General features: G+C 37.2%; 18 protein-coding genes. 3 read left to right on the plus strand and 15 right to left on the minus strand.

Annotation, left to right across the window (positions count from 1 at the left end; all coding sequences use genetic code 11):
- Positions 1-305: 305 nt before the first annotated feature.
- Genes U9Q18_04925 through U9Q18_04975 form a run of 11 tightly spaced genes read right to left on the minus strand, consistent with a single transcriptional unit; the run spans position 306 to position 12,661 of the window.
- The gene (locus U9Q18_04925) at positions 306-1,295 is read right to left on the minus strand and encodes a phospholipase D-like domain-containing protein (protein MEA3313701.1); all 990 of its coding nucleotides are present in this window, start codon (positions 1,293-1,295) and stop codon (positions 306-308) included.
- Between the two features lie 9 nt (positions 1,296-1,304).
- Complete coding sequence (locus tag U9Q18_04930; protein MEA3313702.1) at positions 1,305-3,605, minus strand: stalk domain-containing protein; 2,301 nt, start codon at positions 3,603-3,605, stop codon at positions 1,305-1,307.
- The gene (gene dapF, locus U9Q18_04935; GenBank protein MEA3313703.1) at positions 3,602-4,414 is read right to left on the minus strand and encodes a diaminopimelate epimerase; all 813 of its coding nucleotides are present in this window, start codon (positions 4,412-4,414) and stop codon (positions 3,602-3,604) included. Before dapF ends, U9Q18_04930 begins: the two co-directional genes overlap by 4 nt.
- On the minus strand, positions 4,389-5,648 hold the full coding sequence (gene murA, locus U9Q18_04940; GenBank protein MEA3313704.1) for a UDP-N-acetylglucosamine 1-carboxyvinyltransferase: 1,260 nt from the start codon (positions 5,646-5,648) through the stop codon (positions 4,389-4,391). Before murA ends, dapF begins: the two co-directional genes overlap by 26 nt.
- A complete protein-coding gene (wecB, locus tag U9Q18_04945; protein MEA3313705.1) occupies positions 5,635-6,765 on the minus strand; it encodes a UDP-N-acetylglucosamine 2-epimerase (non-hydrolyzing) in 1,131 nt (376 codons plus the stop codon). Before wecB ends, murA begins: the two co-directional genes overlap by 14 nt.
- Entirely contained in the window at positions 6,762-7,739 is a 978-nt protein-coding gene (locus tag U9Q18_04950; GenBank protein ID MEA3313706.1) for an MraY family glycosyltransferase, read from the minus strand. The genes wecB and U9Q18_04950 overlap by 4 nt, the downstream gene beginning before the upstream one ends.
- Positions 7,736-8,365 carry a uracil phosphoribosyltransferase gene (gene upp / locus U9Q18_04955; GenBank protein MEA3313707.1) on the minus strand — a complete coding sequence of 210 codons (630 nt, stop codon included), beginning with the start codon at positions 8,363-8,365 and terminating at the stop codon, positions 7,736-7,738. The genes U9Q18_04950 and upp overlap by 4 nt, the downstream gene beginning before the upstream one ends.
- Before the next feature lie 9 nt (positions 8,366-8,374).
- Entirely contained in the window at positions 8,375-9,625 is a 1,251-nt protein-coding gene (gene glyA, locus U9Q18_04960) for a serine hydroxymethyltransferase (protein ID MEA3313708.1), read from the minus strand.
- Between the two features lie 46 nt (positions 9,626-9,671).
- On the minus strand, positions 9,672-10,412 hold the full coding sequence (locus U9Q18_04965; protein MEA3313709.1) for an ABC transporter ATP-binding protein: 741 nt from the start codon (positions 10,410-10,412) through the stop codon (positions 9,672-9,674).
- Positions 10,399-11,412: an iron ABC transporter permease gene (locus tag U9Q18_04970; protein MEA3313710.1), complete on the minus strand. Its 1,014-nt coding sequence runs from the start codon at positions 11,410-11,412 to the stop codon at positions 10,399-10,401. Before U9Q18_04970 ends, U9Q18_04965 begins: the two co-directional genes overlap by 14 nt.
- On the minus strand, positions 11,399-12,661 hold the full coding sequence (locus U9Q18_04975; GenBank protein MEA3313711.1) for a helical backbone metal receptor: 1,263 nt from the start codon (positions 12,659-12,661) through the stop codon (positions 11,399-11,401). The genes U9Q18_04970 and U9Q18_04975 overlap by 14 nt, the downstream gene beginning before the upstream one ends.
- A gap of 231 nt (positions 12,662-12,892) precedes the next feature.
- Between U9Q18_04975 and U9Q18_04980 the strand changes: the two genes are divergently transcribed.
- Positions 12,893-13,999, plus strand: a complete 1,107-nt coding sequence (locus U9Q18_04980) for a nitronate monooxygenase family protein (GenBank protein MEA3313712.1) — start codon at positions 12,893-12,895, stop codon at positions 13,997-13,999.
- Between the two features lie 20 nt (positions 14,000-14,019).
- Here the strand turns inward: U9Q18_04980 and U9Q18_04985 are convergent, their stop codons facing one another.
- From U9Q18_04985 to U9Q18_05000, 4 genes are all read right to left on the minus strand, one after another.
- Positions 14,020-14,466, minus strand: a complete 447-nt coding sequence (locus U9Q18_04985) for a hypothetical protein (protein MEA3313713.1) — start codon at positions 14,464-14,466, stop codon at positions 14,020-14,022.
- 172 nt (positions 14,467-14,638) lie between these two features.
- Positions 14,639-15,658, minus strand: a complete 1,020-nt coding sequence (csaB, locus tag U9Q18_04990) for a polysaccharide pyruvyl transferase CsaB (protein ID MEA3313714.1) — start codon at positions 15,656-15,658, stop codon at positions 14,639-14,641.
- Entirely contained in the window at positions 15,655-17,103 is a 1,449-nt protein-coding gene (locus U9Q18_04995; protein MEA3313715.1) for a WecB/TagA/CpsF family glycosyltransferase, read from the minus strand. Before U9Q18_04995 ends, csaB begins: the two co-directional genes overlap by 4 nt.
- The gene (locus U9Q18_05000; protein MEA3313716.1) at positions 17,100-18,395 is read right to left on the minus strand and encodes a nucleotide sugar dehydrogenase; all 1,296 of its coding nucleotides are present in this window, start codon (positions 18,393-18,395) and stop codon (positions 17,100-17,102) included. Before U9Q18_05000 ends, U9Q18_04995 begins: the two co-directional genes overlap by 4 nt.
- 94 nt (positions 18,396-18,489) lie before the next feature.
- Between U9Q18_05000 and U9Q18_05005 the strand changes: the two genes are divergently transcribed.
- Both U9Q18_05005 and U9Q18_05010 read left to right on the plus strand, forming a co-directional pair.
- On the plus strand, positions 18,490-19,227 hold the full coding sequence (locus U9Q18_05005; protein MEA3313717.1) for a DUF364 domain-containing protein: 738 nt from the start codon (positions 18,490-18,492) through the stop codon (positions 19,225-19,227).
- 4 nt (positions 19,228-19,231) lie between these two features.
- On the plus strand, positions 19,232-19,867 hold the full coding sequence (locus U9Q18_05010; protein ID MEA3313718.1) for a cyclodeaminase/cyclohydrolase family protein: 636 nt from the start codon (positions 19,232-19,234) through the stop codon (positions 19,865-19,867).
- Positions 19,868-19,879: the final 12 nt, after the last annotated feature.

Consider the following 19,879-nt stretch of genomic DNA (forward strand, 5'->3'; position numbering starts at 1 on the left):
ATTCCGGACGGTTTCTATGAACCAATGACAGAAACAAACTTACTCACTTTCCCTCATATCTTCAACCATACATACGAAGTATAATCAAAGATATGTTTCCTCACAACCTGGAGTAGTATATACGATGGCAAGAAAAAGAGCAGAATGACAAAGAAAAAAGACTAAAAGAGAGATTCTTCACTTCAGACTTGGCGTAATGCATGCCAAGGAAAAGAGTAGAATGGCAAAAACAAAAAGGGCAGGTAGTTCACCTGTCCTTAAAAAATTTCTTTTCTTTTATTTAATTATCCGTCGTAAGTTATTATTTATGAGTCGTACGGGTCAATTGTTTGTTTCCATTCTATTTCAAAGAGCATATTGAGTGTGTTTAAGATATCTGGATCATCCACAATGATGCCGAGCTCTCTGTTCTGGTCCAGCGAGGTGGTGGAGAAATTATTTGAGCCGATGTAAGCAGATTTTTTATCAATGATAACTAATTTTGCATGGATGTACGGGTTTAGCAGCGAACGGATATAATCTACACCTAATTCACTTACGGCGGTAGAATTACCACTTGCCCTGTACAGAGAAGGTATGATTATTCTTACAGTTACGCCTTCTGCAATTTTTGCTTTGAGGGTTTCTATTACTTCATCGTCCTGCACTGACTGCTGCCATATGTCAATAGAGCTTGTCGCACTGTTTAAAAGATTTATTATTTTTTCTCTTCCGTCTATCGGGCTCAGCACAATCTTTGGATCGTTGTTCTCTGTTAATGTTTCCCTGTTCCAATCTTTTTCAAATATTTCTTTTATCTTTTCTACTTTTGCAGCATCTTTTACAATAATGCCAAATTCCCTGTTCTTATGAACAAAGCTGTGGGTGAAGTTTCCCGTGAGTACCATTGCTTCTTTACCGTCTATTACCATAAATTTTGCATGCGTGAGGAAATATTCAGGGTTAGCCCATTTTACTGGTATCCCGTAGTGCATGAGCTTGGTTTTTACGTCCCAGTTTTCTGAATCTGCACCTACAGGGCTTTCTTCCATCATTACTTTGACATCTACTCCTCTTAGCTCTGCATTGCCTAATTCATCTGCAATGTCAAAATGAGTAAATCCGTATATTTCCAGGTATATGGATTCTTTTGCATTTTGTATTGCTTTGATTATTGGCGTTGTTCCTGAAAAGCTTTCTATGATAAGCTCTGGGGTGTTTTCGTTAGGCAAACTTCTTCCGATTAGTGGAGTGAAGGAAGCAAGTAGCAGTAACGCACTTAAAATTATTGATATTAATATTTTTCTTTTTTTCATTTTCTTCTCCTATCCGCCGTATGTAATCGTTATTGTTCTTGTATCATTGTCCCAACCAACATCACAGCCGAGAGATTCAGCGACAAACCTTAAGGGAAGCATTGTCCTATCGTTTACTATAATTGGTTTTACATCATGATTATCTGTGTCTATCCATACTTCTGCCCCGTTTACTTTTGCCTTTGGATTATCTATCCATAATTCTATCGTTGTGGTTTCAAAATTAATTGTAACTTTTCTTGTCTTACTTTCCCAGCTGATTGTTCCACCCAAAGCTTCTACTATTGCTCTAATTGGTACAACTGTCCTTTCCCATTTAGGTATAATAACGGGCTTTGTGCCTCTACCAATGTCTATTTCCTTGGAAACACCATTTACGGTCATTTTCGGATTGTCTGGCCAAAGTTTGATGATTGTTTTTTCCTTCTGGTTCAGGATATAAAGGCTGCCTGATTCGGTTGCCACATACAGTGCCCCGCTTTTTTTATATTGAAAATCAGGGGTAAAGTATACTTTGTACACGTATCTGTTATCTTTATTTCCCGTGATATTGCTCCAGTTATTGCCAGAATCGGTGCTGAGATATACGCCATCCCAGGAACCTGCAAATATGATGTGGTCTGCCGAAAAATTAGGAGAGAGCTGTGCCCCGTCTACCCACATGTAGTTTTTTAAAAGTGCATCAGATATGTTTGTAAAATTCAGCCCACCGTTTTTTGAAATAAAGATTCCCGATCCTGTCGTTCCTACGAGAAGAGTGTGGTCGGAGGTGTAGTTGCTTGACAGGGATATATCGGAGATGCTGTATGGTGGGATATCCCTGTCTCCGATTTTGCCCCAGCTTTCGCCGGAGTTTGTGGATTTGTACAGGCCTCCCCCGTTTGTTCCGATGAAGATTGTGTCTCCGCTTCCTGCTATGCTTATTATATTCATATCAAAAGGTAAAATGCCATTATTTGATTGGGTGAAGAAACTATCCTGGATCTTTGCAGTAAAAATCCCATTGTTTCCTGTCCCTACAATGAGCGTCCTGCTATCTGTGTAGAAAAGGGCAGAGATGTACTGTGTCGGTAGTACATTTAGTTTTTGAAAGATCTTTCCATTATCTTCTGATATAAATAATCCGTCTCCTTCTGTTCCTACATATACTGTTTGTGTTTCTGTGAAGTTATTTGTCGTACAGATACTTGTAATGCTGTAGTGAGATGTGAAGGACGGGACATAGCTGAATGTTTTGCCAAAATCGGTTGATTCGTACAGGCCGTTGCGTTTTGTTCCTACGAATACGGTGCCATCTGTACTGTACGTGGAGGAGAATCCGACTGCAACGATAGATGTAGCCGTTATTCCATAGCTTGACTTTGTGAATGTTATCCCGGCATTAATTGAACGGAATATGCCTTTGCCTATTGTTCCTATGAATATTGTGTTGTCTGTTGTAAAATTGTTTGAAATTGTCATACATTTTATGGCAACGTCATCCAACTTCGATATTGTTTTCCACTCCCCGTTTTTTACCATGAGGCCTTTGTCAATTGTTGCAACAAAAATTTTACCATTTTCTATTGCGAAGTCATTTATTTTTATGCCACTGAGCTCGTGGGCAAAATCTCCTTTGTTTCCTATAAACATCCCATCGTAAAAGGTAGATGCGTATATCGTGCTGTTATGTACTAAAAGCTTTGAGATAGGGCTTTCTGTGATGTTTTTTGCTATTGCTTCCTTTTCTTTGCTTGACGGGTTTATTTTATAAATTGTCCCTTCCTCGCATCCTGTATAGATGTAATTTTGAGATACTGTGATAGTTGTTGCAGCGGGGTATATTTGCATTACCGTTTTCCAGTAGTCGTTATCTCTATTTCTTTGCATAAGGTTTCCATTGAATGAAAGCGCAAAAAGGTTTCCTTCCGAATCTTCTGCAATATCTATTATATAGCTTTCCTTCATACCTCGGTTAAATACCTGCCAGTATTTTCCTTTATTTTCAGAGATGTAAACGCCGTCCTTTGTACCTAAAATAATAGCGTTTTCCCGGAAAGTTTTGGATATAAAAACGATGTTTGCTCCTTCCGTGAAAGAAAATGGTAGTTTGTCCCACGTTTTTCCTGCGTCGCTTGAGGCAAAGATAGCAGCGTCCGTTGAGGCATACGCTGTTTTATCTGCACTGAAATTCCGGGAAAGGGCTATACTGTTTATGATGCCTCCGTTTATGTCTTTTGCGTTACCCCAGTTGAAATCTTCTCCTGCTCTTGCATACAGTGGAGTAAGCACTAAAACAATGAGTATAAAAAAGATCAGCAATTTTTTCATTTTGTATCTCCTATTTCTCCTCTAAACACGAATTTGGCTTCGCCCGTGAGGAAACTTTTCTTATTTTCGAATGTTACAAAGAGTTCGCCGCCTTTCATTTGCACTTTTATTCCGTTTTTTATGCTGAATAGATATTTTGCGACAAATGCAGATGCGACAGCTCCCGTGCCACAGGCAAGTGTTTCGTTCCAAACGCCTCTTTCAAAGGTTCTTACTTTGATGTCGTTTCCTTCTCTTTCTATAAAATCCACGTTAATTCCTTTCGGAAAAACTTCAAATTTATGTGCAATTGGCAGGGCTTCTCTCTCTATGTCTAATTGTTTTAAATTGCGGGTGAAAGCTACTGCATGTGGCTCTCCGGATGAGACTATATAAAAAGTTTTTTCGTTTATTTTTATATTTTCCATTATTTTGTTTTGCCCAGAAGCGATAAATTTTCTTATTGACTGCATCTCCCCCATATCTACAGTAAATAGGTTGTCTTTTTTTGAAACCTTTTTTATTCCGGATAATGTTTCGATAGTAACTTCTTCGTTCCCTTCTTTTAACAGATATGCTCCAACGCACCGTACTCCATTGCCGCACATATCTGCTTCTGTTCCATCTGGTTCACAGACGTGCATTTTGATATCGGCAATATTGCTTTCTTCAAGATAGAGAACGTCATCTGCTCCTATAGAAAAATGTATTTTGCAAAGTTCTTTTGCTACTGAAAGAGGATTTTTCAGAGGAAATTTTCTCCCGTCAATGATAATGAAATCATTTCCTGTACCGTGATATTTTTCAAATGTTATCATTTTTTCTTTCAATATGTCCTCCCAATTTCTTTATTTTCTCTTCTATTTTTTCATACCCCCTGTCGACGTGAGAAATGTCAAGTATTTTGCTTGTTCCTTTTGTTGCAAGCGCTGCCGTTATGAGAGCTGCTCCTCCTCGCAAATCCGTGGCTGCTACATTTGCACTGTTTAGCCGTTCTATTCCTGTTACTATGGCTGTATCGTGTTCTATTCGTATGGATGCTCCCATTTTTTGCAGTCCTTCTGTGGCTCTAAATCTGTTTTCAAATATGGTTTCTGTGATTATGCTTGTTCCTTTTGATACCGACATAAGAGACATTATTTGCGGCTGGGCATCAGTTGGAAAGCCGGGGAAGGGGAGCGTTTTTATATTTACGCTTTTGAACCTTCCATCTGCAAATAGATGTACTTCATTGTTGTTCGTTTCTATCTCTGCGCCCATTTCTTTTAATTTCATAATGACCGGCTCAAAATCTTGTGTTCTTACATCTTTGATTGTAATATTTCCACGGGTTATCGCTCCTATTATGAGATATGTGGCTGCTTCTATGCGGTCTGGGATGAGAGTAAAATTTACAGGGTGAAGCTTTTTTACGCCTTTAATATATATCACACCTGGCCTTTTGGTCTGGATATTTGCACCTGCTTTGTTCAGGAAATCTACAAGGTTTTCTATTTCAGGTTCTCTTGCCGTATTTTCTAATATTGTAGTGCCTTGGGCTTTTGTCGCTGCGATAATCAGATTTTCTGTGGCTCCAACACTTGGGAAATCGAGATATATAGATGTTCCTACAAGTTTTTTTGCTTTTGCGTGAAGATATCCTTTTTTCCAATTTACAGTAGCTCCCAATTTTTTTAGCCCTTTAAGATGCAGGTCTATCGGGCGAGCTCCAATGTTACATCCTCCCAGAGAGGGAAGCATTGCTTCTTTATTTCTTCCCATAAGTGCTCCCAACAGTGTTTGGGTACCTCTTAAGTTATGGTTCTTCTTATGGTCTATTTTTGATTTTATATTTTCGGTTGTGTCCATCGTAATCTCGTCTTTATTTTCTTCAATTTTAACGCCTAATCCTTTCAAGATATTGATGAAATTTATTACATCTACTACTCCCGGAACTTTTTTAATATGTGTTTTTCCGTCTATCAGCAGAGCTGCCGAAAGGATGGGGAATGTTGCGTTTTTTGCTCCAGAAATTTTTACGATACCGTTAAGGGGTCTGCCGCCTTTAATTTCAAAGTATTCCATATGTGTTCTCCTCTGTCAAAAAGTTTTTTACTATGGTTGCGATTCTTTTTCCGGATTTGCCATCTCCAAAAGGATTTTTTACATGTGACATCTTATTATAAATCTCCTTGTTGTCAAGCAAATTTTCTATGTTTTTGATAATATTTTCTTTTTCTGTTCCGATAATTTTTACTATTCCACTGTCTGTGGCTTCCGGTCGTTCTGTTACATTTCTTAGTAACAGTACGGGTTTATGCAGCAACGGTGCCTCTTCCTGAATACCTCCAGAGTCTGTGAGAATAAATAAACTTTTTGCAACAAGTGGTATGAAATCTGTGTAACTCATAGGCTCCATAAGTTTTATGTATTTGTTTTTGCCCAGGACATTTTTTACAGTTTTACGGACTAATGGATTTTTGTGGACAGAAAATATAAATTGTATCTTATGCTTTTTGCTCACAAAATCTATTGATTCACAGATATTTTGCATAGGTTTGCCCCAGTTTTCTCTTCTGTGGGCTGTAACAATAATAAATTTTTCATCGTTTTTTGTAATTGAAATGGGTGGTGTACCTGTTTTTAAATTCAAAATTTCTTGTACAGCGTCTACTATGGTATTTCCTGTAACAAAAATGGATTCCTCGGGAGTTCCTTCTTTTAACAAATTTTTTCTTGTAGAATTGGTAGGGGCAAAATGCAAATCTGCCAGGGTGTCGGTAAGTGTTCTGTTAATTTCTTCGGGGTATGGAAAGAATTTGTTATGAGTTCTTAAGCCTGCTTCTACATGGCCTATGGGTATTTTTTCATAAAATGCTGCAAGTGCTGCAGCGAATGTGGTTGTTGTATCTCCGTGTACAAGGACAAGATCTGGTTTCTCTTTATCAAATATTTTTTTTAATCCATCCAGTACTTTTATTGTAATTTTCGTGAGGGTTTGCCTGTCTTCCATTACATTGAGATCATAATCTGCTTTCATATCAAATATATCTAATACCTGTTTCAGCATTTCTTGGTGCTGGCTTGTAATTACAATTTTTGTGTTAATTTCCTTGTATTTTTTAAGTTCTTTATAGACAGGATACATTTTTATTGCTTCGGGGCGTGTGCCGAAGATGAGAAAAACTTTTTTCTTTCTCATCTGACACCAAATGCGATATAAAGCCCTGCCACTGAAAGTGTTGTGGTTACAAGATAATAGAAAATGGCTATTCTTCGCTGAGACCAACCCTTTTCAAGTAGTCTGTAATGTATATGCCCCAGGTCGTAGTGGAATGGAGATATCTCTTTTCTTGTTCGTCTAAAAATGGATGTGACGACCTCTGTGATAGGTATGCCCAATGTTAGCAGCGGGACTGCCATTGTAAAAAGTGTTGCAGTTTTGTATGCGCCCATAATTGAAATGGACGCCAGCAGGAATCCTAAAAGCTCTGCGCCGGCATCGCCTAAGAATATGCGTGCAGGATGAAAATTGTATATGAGGAATGCAACAAGTGTACCACTAATGCCGAGCAAAAGCAGTGCAAGTGGTATATTTCCTTTGTATATTGCTACAACTGAAAGGGTTATGGAGCAAATAGCAGCAATGCCCGATGCAAGTCCGTCAAGTCCGTCTATAATGTTTAGTGCATTTGTAATGCCTACAATCCATATTGCTGAAAATATTATTCCTATCCATCCCAGGTTAACGAGATTGCCCGTAAAAGGGTTTGTTACAAACGTAAATTTTGTGCCGGTTATAATGATTATGAATGCAGCCGCGAATTGTATGACGAATTTTTTGGCTACACTGAGGTTGTATTTATCATCCAGGGACATACCTAAAAATATGATAGTTGCTCCAATAAATAATCCAATGAATTGTGGGGTAAATTTATGGATGAGTAAGGATAGAAGCACGAAGCTGCTGTATATTACAATGCCTCCCGTGCGCGGAACAGGAATGGTATGAACTTTATTTCTTCCATTTTCATTTTTTGGAATATCTATCATGTTGAATTTTTTTCCTGCCCATATGCCAATTGGAGTGAAAAATGATCCAAAGAAAAATCCATACAGAAAGTAGAGCTTTAGCGAAATCACATTTTTAGCAATGAGACTCAGTATATCTATCATTTTGTGCCGTAAATTCTATCTCCTGCGTCTCCTAATCCGGGGACAATGTACCCGTGCGAATTGAGCTTCTCGTCAATTGCAATTGTGTAGATGGGCACTTCGGGAAAACGATCGCTCAATACTTTTATTCCTTCCGGTGCAGAAATGAGGCATACAAAGATAATGTTGGTTGCTCCGCGTTCTTTTACCAACTCTACCGATTTTACTGCAGATCCGCCAGTTGCAAGCATCGGGTCAACAATAAATACATGGCAGGAGCTTATATTGTCTGGCAGTTTACAATAATATTCGACAGGCTGGAGTGTTTCCGGGTCTCTATACAAGCCGATATGTCCAACTTTTGCTGTTGGAATAAGATCTACAATGCCTTCGGCCATTATAATGCCTGCCCTTAGGATTGGGACAACGGCAATATCGTTTTTTAACACCATTCCTTTTGTTTTACCTATAGGAGTTTCTATATCTGTTTCCGTTAGTTTTGTGTCACGGGAAATTTCGTACACCATCAGGGCAGAAACTTCTTTGGCAAGTTCTCTAAACTCTTTTGTGGTCGTTGTTTTATCTCTCAGTAGTGTTAATTTATGTTGCATTAAAGGATGGTCCAATAGATGAACATTTTCTCTCATTTGCTCCTCCTATTTTATATAGCTAATTCCCTGGTAAAGAGGAAATTGGCTTGTTAATTTCCTTACACCTTTTCTTACTTTTTCAAGTTCTTCTTCATTATTTTTACTAACGATTGTTTTATCAATTAATTCTGCTACAATTTCCATTTCTTTTTCTTTCATTCCCCTTGTCGTAAGAGCAGGTGTCCCCAATCTTAGCCCGCTTGTTTTTGTATGCGGGAGTGGATCAAATGGGATTGCTTCTTTATTTGTCGTTATTCCTACTGAGTCAAGCAGTCTTTCGGCATCCCGTCCTGTAATGTTTTTGCTTGTCAGGTCAATGCTTAACAGATGATTATCTGTTCCTCCGCTTATTAGCCGGTATCCGCGGTTGTTTAATGAATTTGCAAGGGTTTTGGCATTTTTTAAGATTTGTTTTTGATATTCTACGAAATCTGGTTGCATTGCAAGTTTTAATGCTACTGCTTTTGCTGCAATAACGTGTTCTAACGGTCCTCCCTGCGTTCCGGGGAATATCGCTCTGTTTATCATTTTCGTATGCTCTTCTTTAAATAAGATCATCCCCCCTCGTGGCCCTCTTAGCGTTTTATGTGTCGTGGTTGTGACAAAATCAGCGAAAGGGACAGGCGTCGGGTGGAGCTTTGTTGCGACAAGGCCTGCAATGTGAGCAATATCTACCATGAGGTATGCGCCTACCGATTTTGCAATATCCTGGAATTTTTCAAAATCTATAAATCTAGAATATGCACTTGCTCCTGCGACAATAACCTTTGGTTTGTATTTTTTTGCGAGATCTTCTACTTCGTTGTAATCAATAAGTTCTTTTTCTTTATCCACTCCGTAATGTATCACATTGAAGTATTTCCCTGATATGTTTACAGGGCTTCCGTGGCTCAGGTGGCCTCCAGCATTCAAATCCATTCCTAAAAATGTATCTCCAGGTTGCATCGTTGCATAGTACACGGCGACATTTGCTTGTGTACCTGAGTGAGGTTGTACGTTTGCTCCTTCTGCTGCAAATAGAGTTTTTGCGCGTTCTATTGCAAGGCTTTCTACGACATCTATGAATTCGCATCCGCCATAGTACCTTCTTTTTGGGTATCCTTCGGCGTATTTATTTGTTAATACCGATCCTTGTGCTTGAAGAATAGGATTTTGGACAAAATTTTCTGATGCGATAAGTTCGAGTTTATTCCGTTGTCTGTTCAGTTCACCTTCTAGTGCTTCTGCCACTTCTCTATCTACATCTACTATTTTCATAAAGGTTAACCTCCTTCGCTATACTTTACTAAACTTTTGATAAAAATCAACTATTGGCATCTGTGTGGTAGAACTGCTCAAATTTTTTACGTAGTGATTCCGGGATGTCAAACGCCTCGTTGATGAATTTGCTTTTTATTACTTTTTCCGGAGTATCTTCCATCTTAATTTTCCCATTCGATAGTACGAATGCTTTTTTGCTGACAAATTGTACGGCTTCAATATCGTGTGTTGCTATGAATACGATGCTTTTTTCTCCAAGTTTTTTTAACAACAAGGAAACTTCAATTTTGTATTTGGGGTCAAGAAAATTGAAGGGTTCGTCTATCAGGACGATGTCGGGCGATTGGGCAAATATTCTGCCGAGAAGAACCCTTTTTCTTTCTCCCGTGCTCAGTGAAAGGAAGTTTTTGTCCTTGATGCTTTCAAGATCCAACTCGTTAACCACATCTTGGATTTGTCTGTCTGCTTTTTCGAATGGGAAATTTCCCCAGCTGATTATTTCTTCTATTGAAAGAGGAATATTGGGCATCTCACTTTCAAGGAATCCTATTGTTTGGGAAATTTCTTTTAAGGCGAACAAACTTAAATCTTTTTCATTGATTGAAATGCTTCCTTTTTTGTAAGGGAGAAATTTGATAAGTATTTTAAGGAGCGTGGTTTTTCCGCTTCCATTTTTCCCGATGAGGCAATAAACTCCGTTTTCCTTGATTTCCAGATCAAGGTTGTTCAGAACGTTATTTTCTCCGTATGAAAAACATAGTCCTTTTATATTAATGTTGTGCATTTTTACTCCTGAAGAAGAGATAAATAAAGAAAGGGGCACCGATAAGCGCTGTTATAGTGTTGATGGGTATTTCTTGGGAAGGAAGCACCGTCCTTGATATCAGATCGAACGCGGGAAGCAGCGTGATGCCTAAAAGAAGCGTGACAATTGTTAATTTTTTTCTTTCTTCGCCTGCAATAAGCCTTCCGATATGCGGCGTAAAAAGTCCGATGAAGCTTATGCTCCCGGCAATCATTACTGATGCTGATGCAATCAGGGCAGAAACGGCAAGCATAAGCGGCACGAATTTACTGAGATTGATGCCAAGCGAGTGAGCGGTAAGGTCGCTTGACAGATAGATGTTCATCTTTTTTACATTGAGTAGAATGTATATAAATCCTGCGACAAGAAAAGGTACTGCAAATAAAAATTCCGAGATGTTTGCGGTATTAAAGCCCTTTAATGCCCAAAATGTGCTTTTAATGAATATATCTTTTTTGTAGAAGATGAGAAAATTATTTATAGCGGATAGCATATACGATATTGCGATACCCAGGAGGACTATTGCTATTTTTGATTCCAGGAAATTCTTTAATCTTGCGATTTTTACAATGCCAAATATTAGTATTACTGAAAATGAAAAAGCAATAATGGACATTATAGATATGCCAAATAGCGTACTGCTTACGCCAAGCATAATTGCAACACTTATTCCTAATTCTGCAGCCGATGATATGCCTAAAAAGTACGGATCAACCAGCGGGTTTCGAAAGATTGTTTGCATGATGAGGCCTGCAATTGCAAGCATGCTCCCGACTGCAGCTGCAGCTAAAAATCTGGGAAGTCTTATCTGGATGATAACACTCCGCGACAATGCGTCTCCATTTCCTGTCAATACTTTAAATACTGTTTTTAGCGAAGTATTGATATCTCCTATTACGAGAGACAGTAGGAATATGATGGCAAAGCTAAAGATTAAAGGTATTAACAAAAATTTTAGTTTGTTGTTAGTCGTTTCCATACAGGATTTCGTAAAATCTTGTCAGGCCGTTCAGGATTCTCGGTGAAGGTCTTTCAAATATGTCCGGGTCTTCAATGTAGATTTCTCCATTTTTCACGGCATTTATTTCGCTCCATCCCGGCCGTTTTTCAATGTCGGTTTTTTCGCTCGCGTAGAGGAGAATAATTGTGTCAGGGTTTTCTTTTATTATGTATTCACTGTTTACTATTGGCCAATCTCCTTTCAGATTTTTGGTGATGTTTATGCCTCCAGCTCCCTCGATTAGGGCGTTTACGAATGTATCTTCGCCTACAGACATTTGTGGGTTGTTCCATATTTCTACGTAGATTTTTTTCTTGTTTGCCTCAGGGATATTTTTTACTTTGTTTGTTATGTTATTTTCAATTCCCTGAAGTTTTTTTATTAAATTCACACTTTCTTCTACGTTGCCGGTGATGTTTCCTATTGCGGAAATCAGTGTGTATATATCGTTTATCGTATGCGGGTCAGAGGTGTATATTTTTAGTCCGAGGGCCCTGAGCTTGTCTATCACAGTGAGCGGCGTGCCTCTTGCAATGAGTATTATGTCCGGGGAAAGTGCAAAAATTTTCTCTATGGAAGGATTAAAAAATCCTCCTACTTGTGTTTTGTTTTTAGCATCTTTTGGGTAATCAGAAAAATTTGATACGCCAACTATTTTATCTTCTGCATGGATAGCATACAATATTTCTGTGATGTTTGCTCCCAGAGATATAATTCTATGCGGCTCTCCGTACAGGGTGGTGTCGTGATGCAGGGCATCTTTTTTATTGAATATGGGATAAAAAGTAATCGAGCAGGAGTTGTTTTTTTGTTTCAGAATGCCACTAACGAGCAAAGCAATATATCGCACATCTATTGCTGTTCTTCCGTTTATAACAAAAAGTTTTTCTGCAAAAATAAATGTTTTATTCTCTGCTATTCCTGTGTTTTTACCTAAACTAAGCCTTCCTGTTCTGTCTCCGTATTTAAGTAAAATTGATTTGTCTTCTTTGTTATATTCTACAATTCCTCCTGCGTTTTCTACCGTTGCCCTGAGCGGTATTAGAAAAACATTATTTTTTGTGAAAGGTTTGTACGGCAACATAAAGTTATTATTTAGTGTATCTCTGATGTATATAGAATCTGTTGAGTAATTGAATTGGTAGCTTGAGGTAGAAGTGGTTGGTAGCGAAATAAATATCATTGATATGATTAGAATAACAAAAATTGATTTTTTAATCGCTTTCATATTCGATCTCCTTAAGTTGAATTATAGCAAATTTCATTCGTATTTCAAACATTACGCATTGAATTAATGAGATGTAGAGGTGAGGACTATTTAAAAATGAAGGTGAAATTGTCAAGCTTTAACAATGAAAGAATAAATCTAACTTGACTTTTTTATAAAGGCCTTATAATTTAATTAGAAAAGGTGATTAATATTATATACCTTGAAATAGGGGGTCTAATAATGGGGAAAATGAGTTATGAAGCTTACAAGAAAATACCTGTTCTAAAAATAGGCGATTTGACTGCTAACATCCCGATTGTTCAGGGAGGGATGAGTGTTGGCATATCTCTCTCCAATCTTGCTTCTGCAGTTGCAAATGAGGGAGGAATAGGGGTAATTGGTGCAGCAGGAATTGGTATGCTGGAACACGATTTCAGAAGTAATTTTGAAGAAGCAAATAAACGGGCATTGAAAAGAGAAATCAGAAAAGCAAAAAAGAGAACAAATGGTATTATTGGCGTTAATATAATGGTAGCTCTTTCGGATTTTTCAAATCTTGTCCGTGTTGCAGTGGAAGAGGGTGCGGATTTAATTTTTGCAGGGGCAGGGCTTCCTCTAAAAAGTCTCAAAGAAATAATGGATACCGTAAACGAAATCAAAACTAAATTTGTTCCCATAGTATCCTCCTCAAGAGCTGCCGCGCTTATATTTAATTACTGGGCAAAACATTATAACGAAGTGCCAGATGCAGTAGTTGTTGAAGGGCCAATGGCCGGTGGTCATCTTGGTTTTGCAAAGAAACAGATCAATGACAAGAATTACAGCCTTGAAAAGATATTACCAAAAGTGATTTCTGTGGTGAAATCTTTTGCGAAACGTTTTAATAAAGATATACCCGTAGTTGCAGCTGGGGGAATATACACTGGTGCTGATATCCATAAATTTATGCAGTTAGGAGCAGAGGGTGTCCAGATGGCTACAAGGTTTGTTGGTACTGATGAATGTGATGCTTCGGACGAATTCAAAGATGTGTATATAAAGTGCAAAAGAGAAGATATCATAATTATTGATAGTCCTGTAGGTTTGCCGGGAAGAGCAATTAGAAATAGATTTCTTGAAGGTGTTGCAATGGGAAAGAAACAACCTTTTACATGCACGTATAAATGTTTAAAAACGTGCGATTATAAAAAAGTTCCATACTGCATTGCTTTTGCGTTAACGAATGCCAAGAAAGGTTTTCTTGAAAATGGGTTTGCTTTTTCCGGAGCCAATGCCTGGAGGGTGAACAAAATTGTATCGGTTAAAGAACTTTTTGCTTCATTAATAAAAGAATATCAAGAAGCTGCTGCACAATAGTTATCCGGCGTTATGTTTGCTTAGTTTATCTTTCTGGAGAGAGCAATAAAGTAAATATTTGATTTTGTTTTTCTTGCGATTGTTTTTGTGATTTCAGCTGCAGTATTTCCTGTGGTGTAGACGTCATCTATTATCATTATGTTTCCTTCTATTTTATCGGTCACTTTAAATGCGCTTTTTAGATTTTCTTTTCTTTCTCTTTTGCTTAACCCAATCTGTTTTTTAGTTTCTTTTGTTTTTTTCAGTCCGCTAAAAATGGGAATTTTATTTGTTTTAGAAATTTCTTTTGCCATGAGATATGTTTGGTTGAATCCCCTTTCCCGTGATTCGGAGTATGTCATAGGCACAAATCCTATGTGTTCAAACTGCATTTTTTCTTTACTTACGAAATTAATTATTATATTGGCTAAATCTTTTGCAATGATTTTTCTTTTTCTGAACTTTAATATTTTAATTGCTTCTTCCATTATTCCTTTGTATTCTGCGATCGCATAAAAATAGATATTTTTTTTATGTTCAATTAAGGGGTATTCAAGGTATTTTATTTTTCCCTTGCAGTCATTGCATATATTTTCTCTATCTGTATTTTTTCCGCATATCATACAATGTGGGGGAAGCAAGAGATTTAAGGGATTAAATTTATTTGTCAAATGTTTTGCTAAAGAGGTCAAAATTTTCCTCTGCCCTTTCTTTGAGGGTAGTTAATTTTGTTTTAAGTTTTTTCTGTATTGTTTCCCGTTCCGCGAAATTTTTGTTAAATACATTTTTAAAATCGTTTATCGATAAATTTTCATAGCTTTCTATCCCATCTATTTCCAACTCCTTCATGAGGGAGCGAACTTTCGGGTCATAGGATAAGCCCACAAATGCTTTTTCTTTCAGAGCCGAAAGGAGAATTGCGTGGTATCGCATTCCGACGACAAATTCACTTTTCTCTATTATGTACGGGTATTGTTCAATATACTCCGGTATGATTAATGGGCTTTCTAAAATTGCTGATAGATTTTTTGCAACTTCTCCATCTCTTTCCGGGTAGAACGGGAGGATAATTATCGGAAGGCCTGTGCTTTTTTTAATATAGCTTCCAACATCTGCAAGTACTATTAATGGGGGCATTTTCCTGGCTTTTCCTATTGCATAAACAATGAAACAGTCAAATGGAAGGGGTATGCTTCTTTGCTCTTTATAACGAAAGCCCAAATCGCTTGTGAGGTTGATTTTTTTTGTGACGCCTATGTCTCTTAGTATATTTTGTGAATGGATATCCCTTACCGTTATAAGATCTGCCCTATTAAGAGCCTTTTTTACTGCAATTTTATTTATCTGTTTATTTAATGGTCCTATGCCTTGCGCAAATACGGCAACCTTTTTATGCAGCAATTTTGCAACTTTTATGATAAATAGGTAGTAGTGCAAACTTTTTGAGCTTGTTTTGTCTTGTAGAATCCCTCCGCCTCCACTGACTACGATATCACTTTTTTTAATGGCAGAGTAAATTGCTTTTATGCTATTTCTCCTAAATTCATTCATATTTTTGGGATTTTTTATGAAGGAATATACGCAATGTCCCTTATTTTCGAATTTTGTTTTCATAACATGAAAGATCATTTCGTCTCCTGCATTCCCAAAGCCAAAGTACCCTGTTAGCAGAATTTTCATCTTTTTCTTCTCTCCATCATTACCCTGAAAGCAAACGAGATAACATTTCCCATTCTTATAATCCTTTTGGGTTGTATGATGATGCGATACAGCCATTCTAATCCTGTTCGTTGAATAAAATTGGGAGCTCTTTTTACTTTACCGCTCCAGACATCTAATGACCCCCCTACTCCTACGGTGAGCGGTGTATTTAATTCGTCCTTGTGGTGCCATATCCATTTTTCTTGTTTTCCGCCTCCCATTCCGACAAGGAGTATCTGAGTGTTGTTTTTCTTAATCTCATTTATAATATTTTTCTCTTCCCCTTCATCAAAATAGCCTGAATGAAAACCAACTATATTGATAAAAGGGAATGTGTCTTTTATATTCTTGACTGCTTTTTTTAACACTTTTTCTTTGGCCCCCAAAAGATATACTTTGTACCCTTTTTTATTTGCAAGCTCTAAAAGGTGCCATGCGAACTCTACTCCGGGTATTCTGTGCAAGATTCGCTCTCCTCGCATTCTGGCTCCCCATACGATACCTATTCCGTCTGGAATGACCAGGTTGCTTTTTTTGACAATATCAAAAAAAGCTTTATCTTTAAAAACTTTTCCAGCCATTTCTCCGTTTAGTGTTACAACGAGATGAAATTTCTCTGATTTGATGAACTCTTCTGTGATATGTAATGTATTTCTTATATTTCGATTGGATATTGTTATATTAAAAAAATTTATCTCTTCTTTTTTTCTTTCAGGATACCAGGTGAGCAAAAAGATAAACTTTGGAAGCGAAAGAATTCTTGGCAATCTCTTTGGATTCAGGATGAATCTATAAAACCATTCTAACCCCATTTTTTGGACAGTTTGTGGAGCCCTTTTGAATTCGCCGGACAATACGTTAAAACTTCCTCCTACTCCCATAGCAAATTTTGCATTTAGTTTGTCTAAATTGTTATAGATAAGCTTTTCCTGTTTTGGACTTCCCATACCAACAAACAGTATGTCTGCATTGCTGTTTTTTATGTTGGTAACGACTTTTTCTTCGTCTTCAAAATATCCATTATGAAATCCGGCTATTTCTATTTGAGGGTAACTGTTTTTGATTACGGTTACTGCTTTTTTTATTGTTTTTTCTTTTGATCCAAGTAGATAAACTCTGTATTTATTTTTGGCTGAAAGCTTTAAAACGGACACAAACAAGTCTATCCCTGCAATGCGTTCTTTGATTTTCTTTTTGTATAATATTTTTGATCCCCAGACTATTCCAATTCCATCGACAAAGTTCAGGTCGCTTTTTTTCAAAATCTCTTCTAATTCATCATCTTTTTTTGCTTTAAGAACTTTTTCTGGGTTTATTGCTACGGCAAAACGCGGTGTTTTATTACGTAGAAAGGTTTTTATTTTATCAATTGCTTCTTCTATTGTAATATTATCAACAGGGATATCGGCAATGTTTATCCTCATATCCTTGTATATATAAATCCCATTTTTTTTGCTTTTTCTTTGCTGATGAGTCTTCTTGCATCAAATATAATAGCATTTTTTTTGATGAACTTTCGCCATTTGTGCGGCTCTATCTTAATGTTGTCCTGTTTTATCGGGAGAATGATAACATCGGCATCTTTTACAGTTTCCTGAATACTATTTCTTTTTAAAGGGAAATTTCCGGTTACATTGGGGTCAAACCAGTTAACTTCTCCGCCGCTTTGCAGTATTAGGTCTTTTAATCGCATTGTCGGGCTTTCTGAAATATCAGGGGAGTTATCTTTCATTGCTATTCCAAGGATTGCAAATTTACTGTGTTCAACTTCTTTGCCTATTTTTTTTAATGTACCTTCCAGGCGGTTTAAGATGTTTCTTGGTCTTTGTTGATTTACTTCTCTTACCGTATGTAAAATTTCCATTGGCAATTTCATTTTATCTGTTTTATCAAAGATGTAGAGGGAGGAATAGGGGATGCAGTGCCCTCCTACTCCGATTCCAGGTTTGAGCAGATGCACACGCTTGTGTGTGTTTGCTACATTTATCACTTCTACAGCATCAATGTCCATTTTTTCTGTAAGTGAAGCAAGTTCATTTGCAAGTGCAATGTTTACATCTCTTGAGCTATTTTCAATGAGTTTTGCTATTTCTACAACTTCTGGTTCCGTTGCGACCATTATATTTTCCTTATTTATTATTTTTAGCAGTTTATATGCTTTGTTTGTACTTTTTTTATCTATTCCTGCAACTGATACTGGCATTGTTTGAAATTCTTCAAATGCTTTTCCTTCTGCAATGCGTTCTGAAGAGTATGCTAAATAAAAATCTTTTGAGCACCTTAGTTTGCTTTCTTTTTCAAGAATAGGCAGTACTACTTCCCTTGTAGTGCCTGGCGGTACGGTGGAGCGAATAAGTACGAGGTCTCCTTTTTTGAGGTTTTTCCCTACTGATTTTATTGCAGCATTAAAGATTTCCTTTTGCAGTACGCCATTTGTAATAGGGATTCCTACGGTAACGATAATTTTATCCGTATTTTTGAGGCCTTCCTCGACTGAGTTTGTGGGGATAAAAAGGCCTTTTTTTATTGTGTTTTCTAAAATTTCTTCTATTGTTTTGCCTTTGTAATTTTCAATGATATGGGTTTTGTATTTTTTAAGATCTTCAACATAGTCATTGTTTATATCAATGCCGTATACTTTTTTTCCATGCATTGCATATGTGAGTGATAACGGCAATCCTACAAAACCCAATCCTAATACTGCTATATTTTTCATATTTTCCTCCGCAAAAGCATTACTAACTAATTGCAATTTTACAAAAGGAAAAAATATTTGCAACTGCCATTTTTTATGATTCGCGACTTGACTAATGAAAAAAAGCTTTTATTATGTATTTGCGATGAAAATTTTCGATGAAATTCTCCAGACATTGACTGATTTTTCTATTAAAGATGTACGTGTCGGTAAAAACTGGACTGTGGTTGAAAGCAGGAATTGTGGGTTTGGATTAAATTTTCCTGAGGCATATCATATGTTTACTCGATTTACAGGCGAACTTATTGGTAAAAGTGCAAAGGAAATTGCTCAATTTTCAAAATCCTGGAATCCAACGGAGGCGAGCATTGGGGTTGCTGCCATTAATTCTTTAATAGATCCTGTTGGGAAGGAAATTAATGGATTAGATTACATTGAGGAAATTGGGCAAGGTAAAAAAATTGTGTTCATCGGGCATTTTCCTAGGATAGATAAAATAAAAAACAGGGCAAAGTCTTTAGAAATTATAGAGAAGATGCCAAAGGAAGGTGATTATCCCGATACTGCATCTGAGTTTCTTATTCCACGGGCGGATATAGTGGTAATTTCGGGGAGTGTATTTGTTAATAAAACTTACAAGAGACTACTTGAATTATCTAAAAATTGTTATATAATATTACTTGGGCCATCCGTAGTAATGAGCGATGTTTTATTTGAGTACGGCGTGGATGCGCTTGCCGGAAGTACAGTACTAAATCCCACAAAGGTATTAATCGCTGTTTCCCAAGGAGCTCATTTAAAAGACTTTAGCAAGTACCTTCAATATATAATACGGTTTAGAGAAAAGAGGTAAAGCTATGCTTACAGAACTCTCTGTAAAAGATTTTATTAGAAAACTAGCGTTAGATACTCCTACTCCCGGCGGAGGTAGTGCAGCTGCTTTAACTGGGGCAATGAGTGCAGCTCTTATTGAAATGGTTTTGCAGGTTTCTTTAAAAAAGAAAGATGATCCGGACGAAGTAGAACAATGTAAAAAGGTGGCAAAAAAGTGTAGTAGATTATCAAAAAAGCTGGTTTTACTTGTGGACGAAGACGCAGGCGCTTTTGATAAAGTGATGGCGGCATATAAAATGCCGAGGAAAGAGAAGGAAGAAAAAGAGCATAGAAGAAGAGAAATACAATTAGGGCTGAAGGCTGCGTCTCTTGTCCCACTTGAGGTGATGCGCAACGTTAAAGAAGTTTTTGATTATTTTGATTTTGTGATAAACACTACAGTGGATTCAGCTATAAGCGACGTAGGAGTAGCATTGCTTCTCGCAGATACTGCTACTCGAGGTGCTTTTTACAATGTAGTTATTAACTTAAAATTTTTGAAAGATGAGAATTTTAAGAAGGAAGTAGAGGATGAGGCAACAAAAATCATACTTTTTGTAAAAAGCAAGTTAGATACTTTTGAGGAAAAGATTCAAAAGCGTCTGAATCCTAAAGCATGAGGAATGATTTTA

It is taken from the genome of Caldisericota bacterium, assembly GCA_034717215.1.
Lineage (GTDB): Bacteria > Caldisericota > Caldisericia > Caldisericales > Caldisericaceae > UBA646.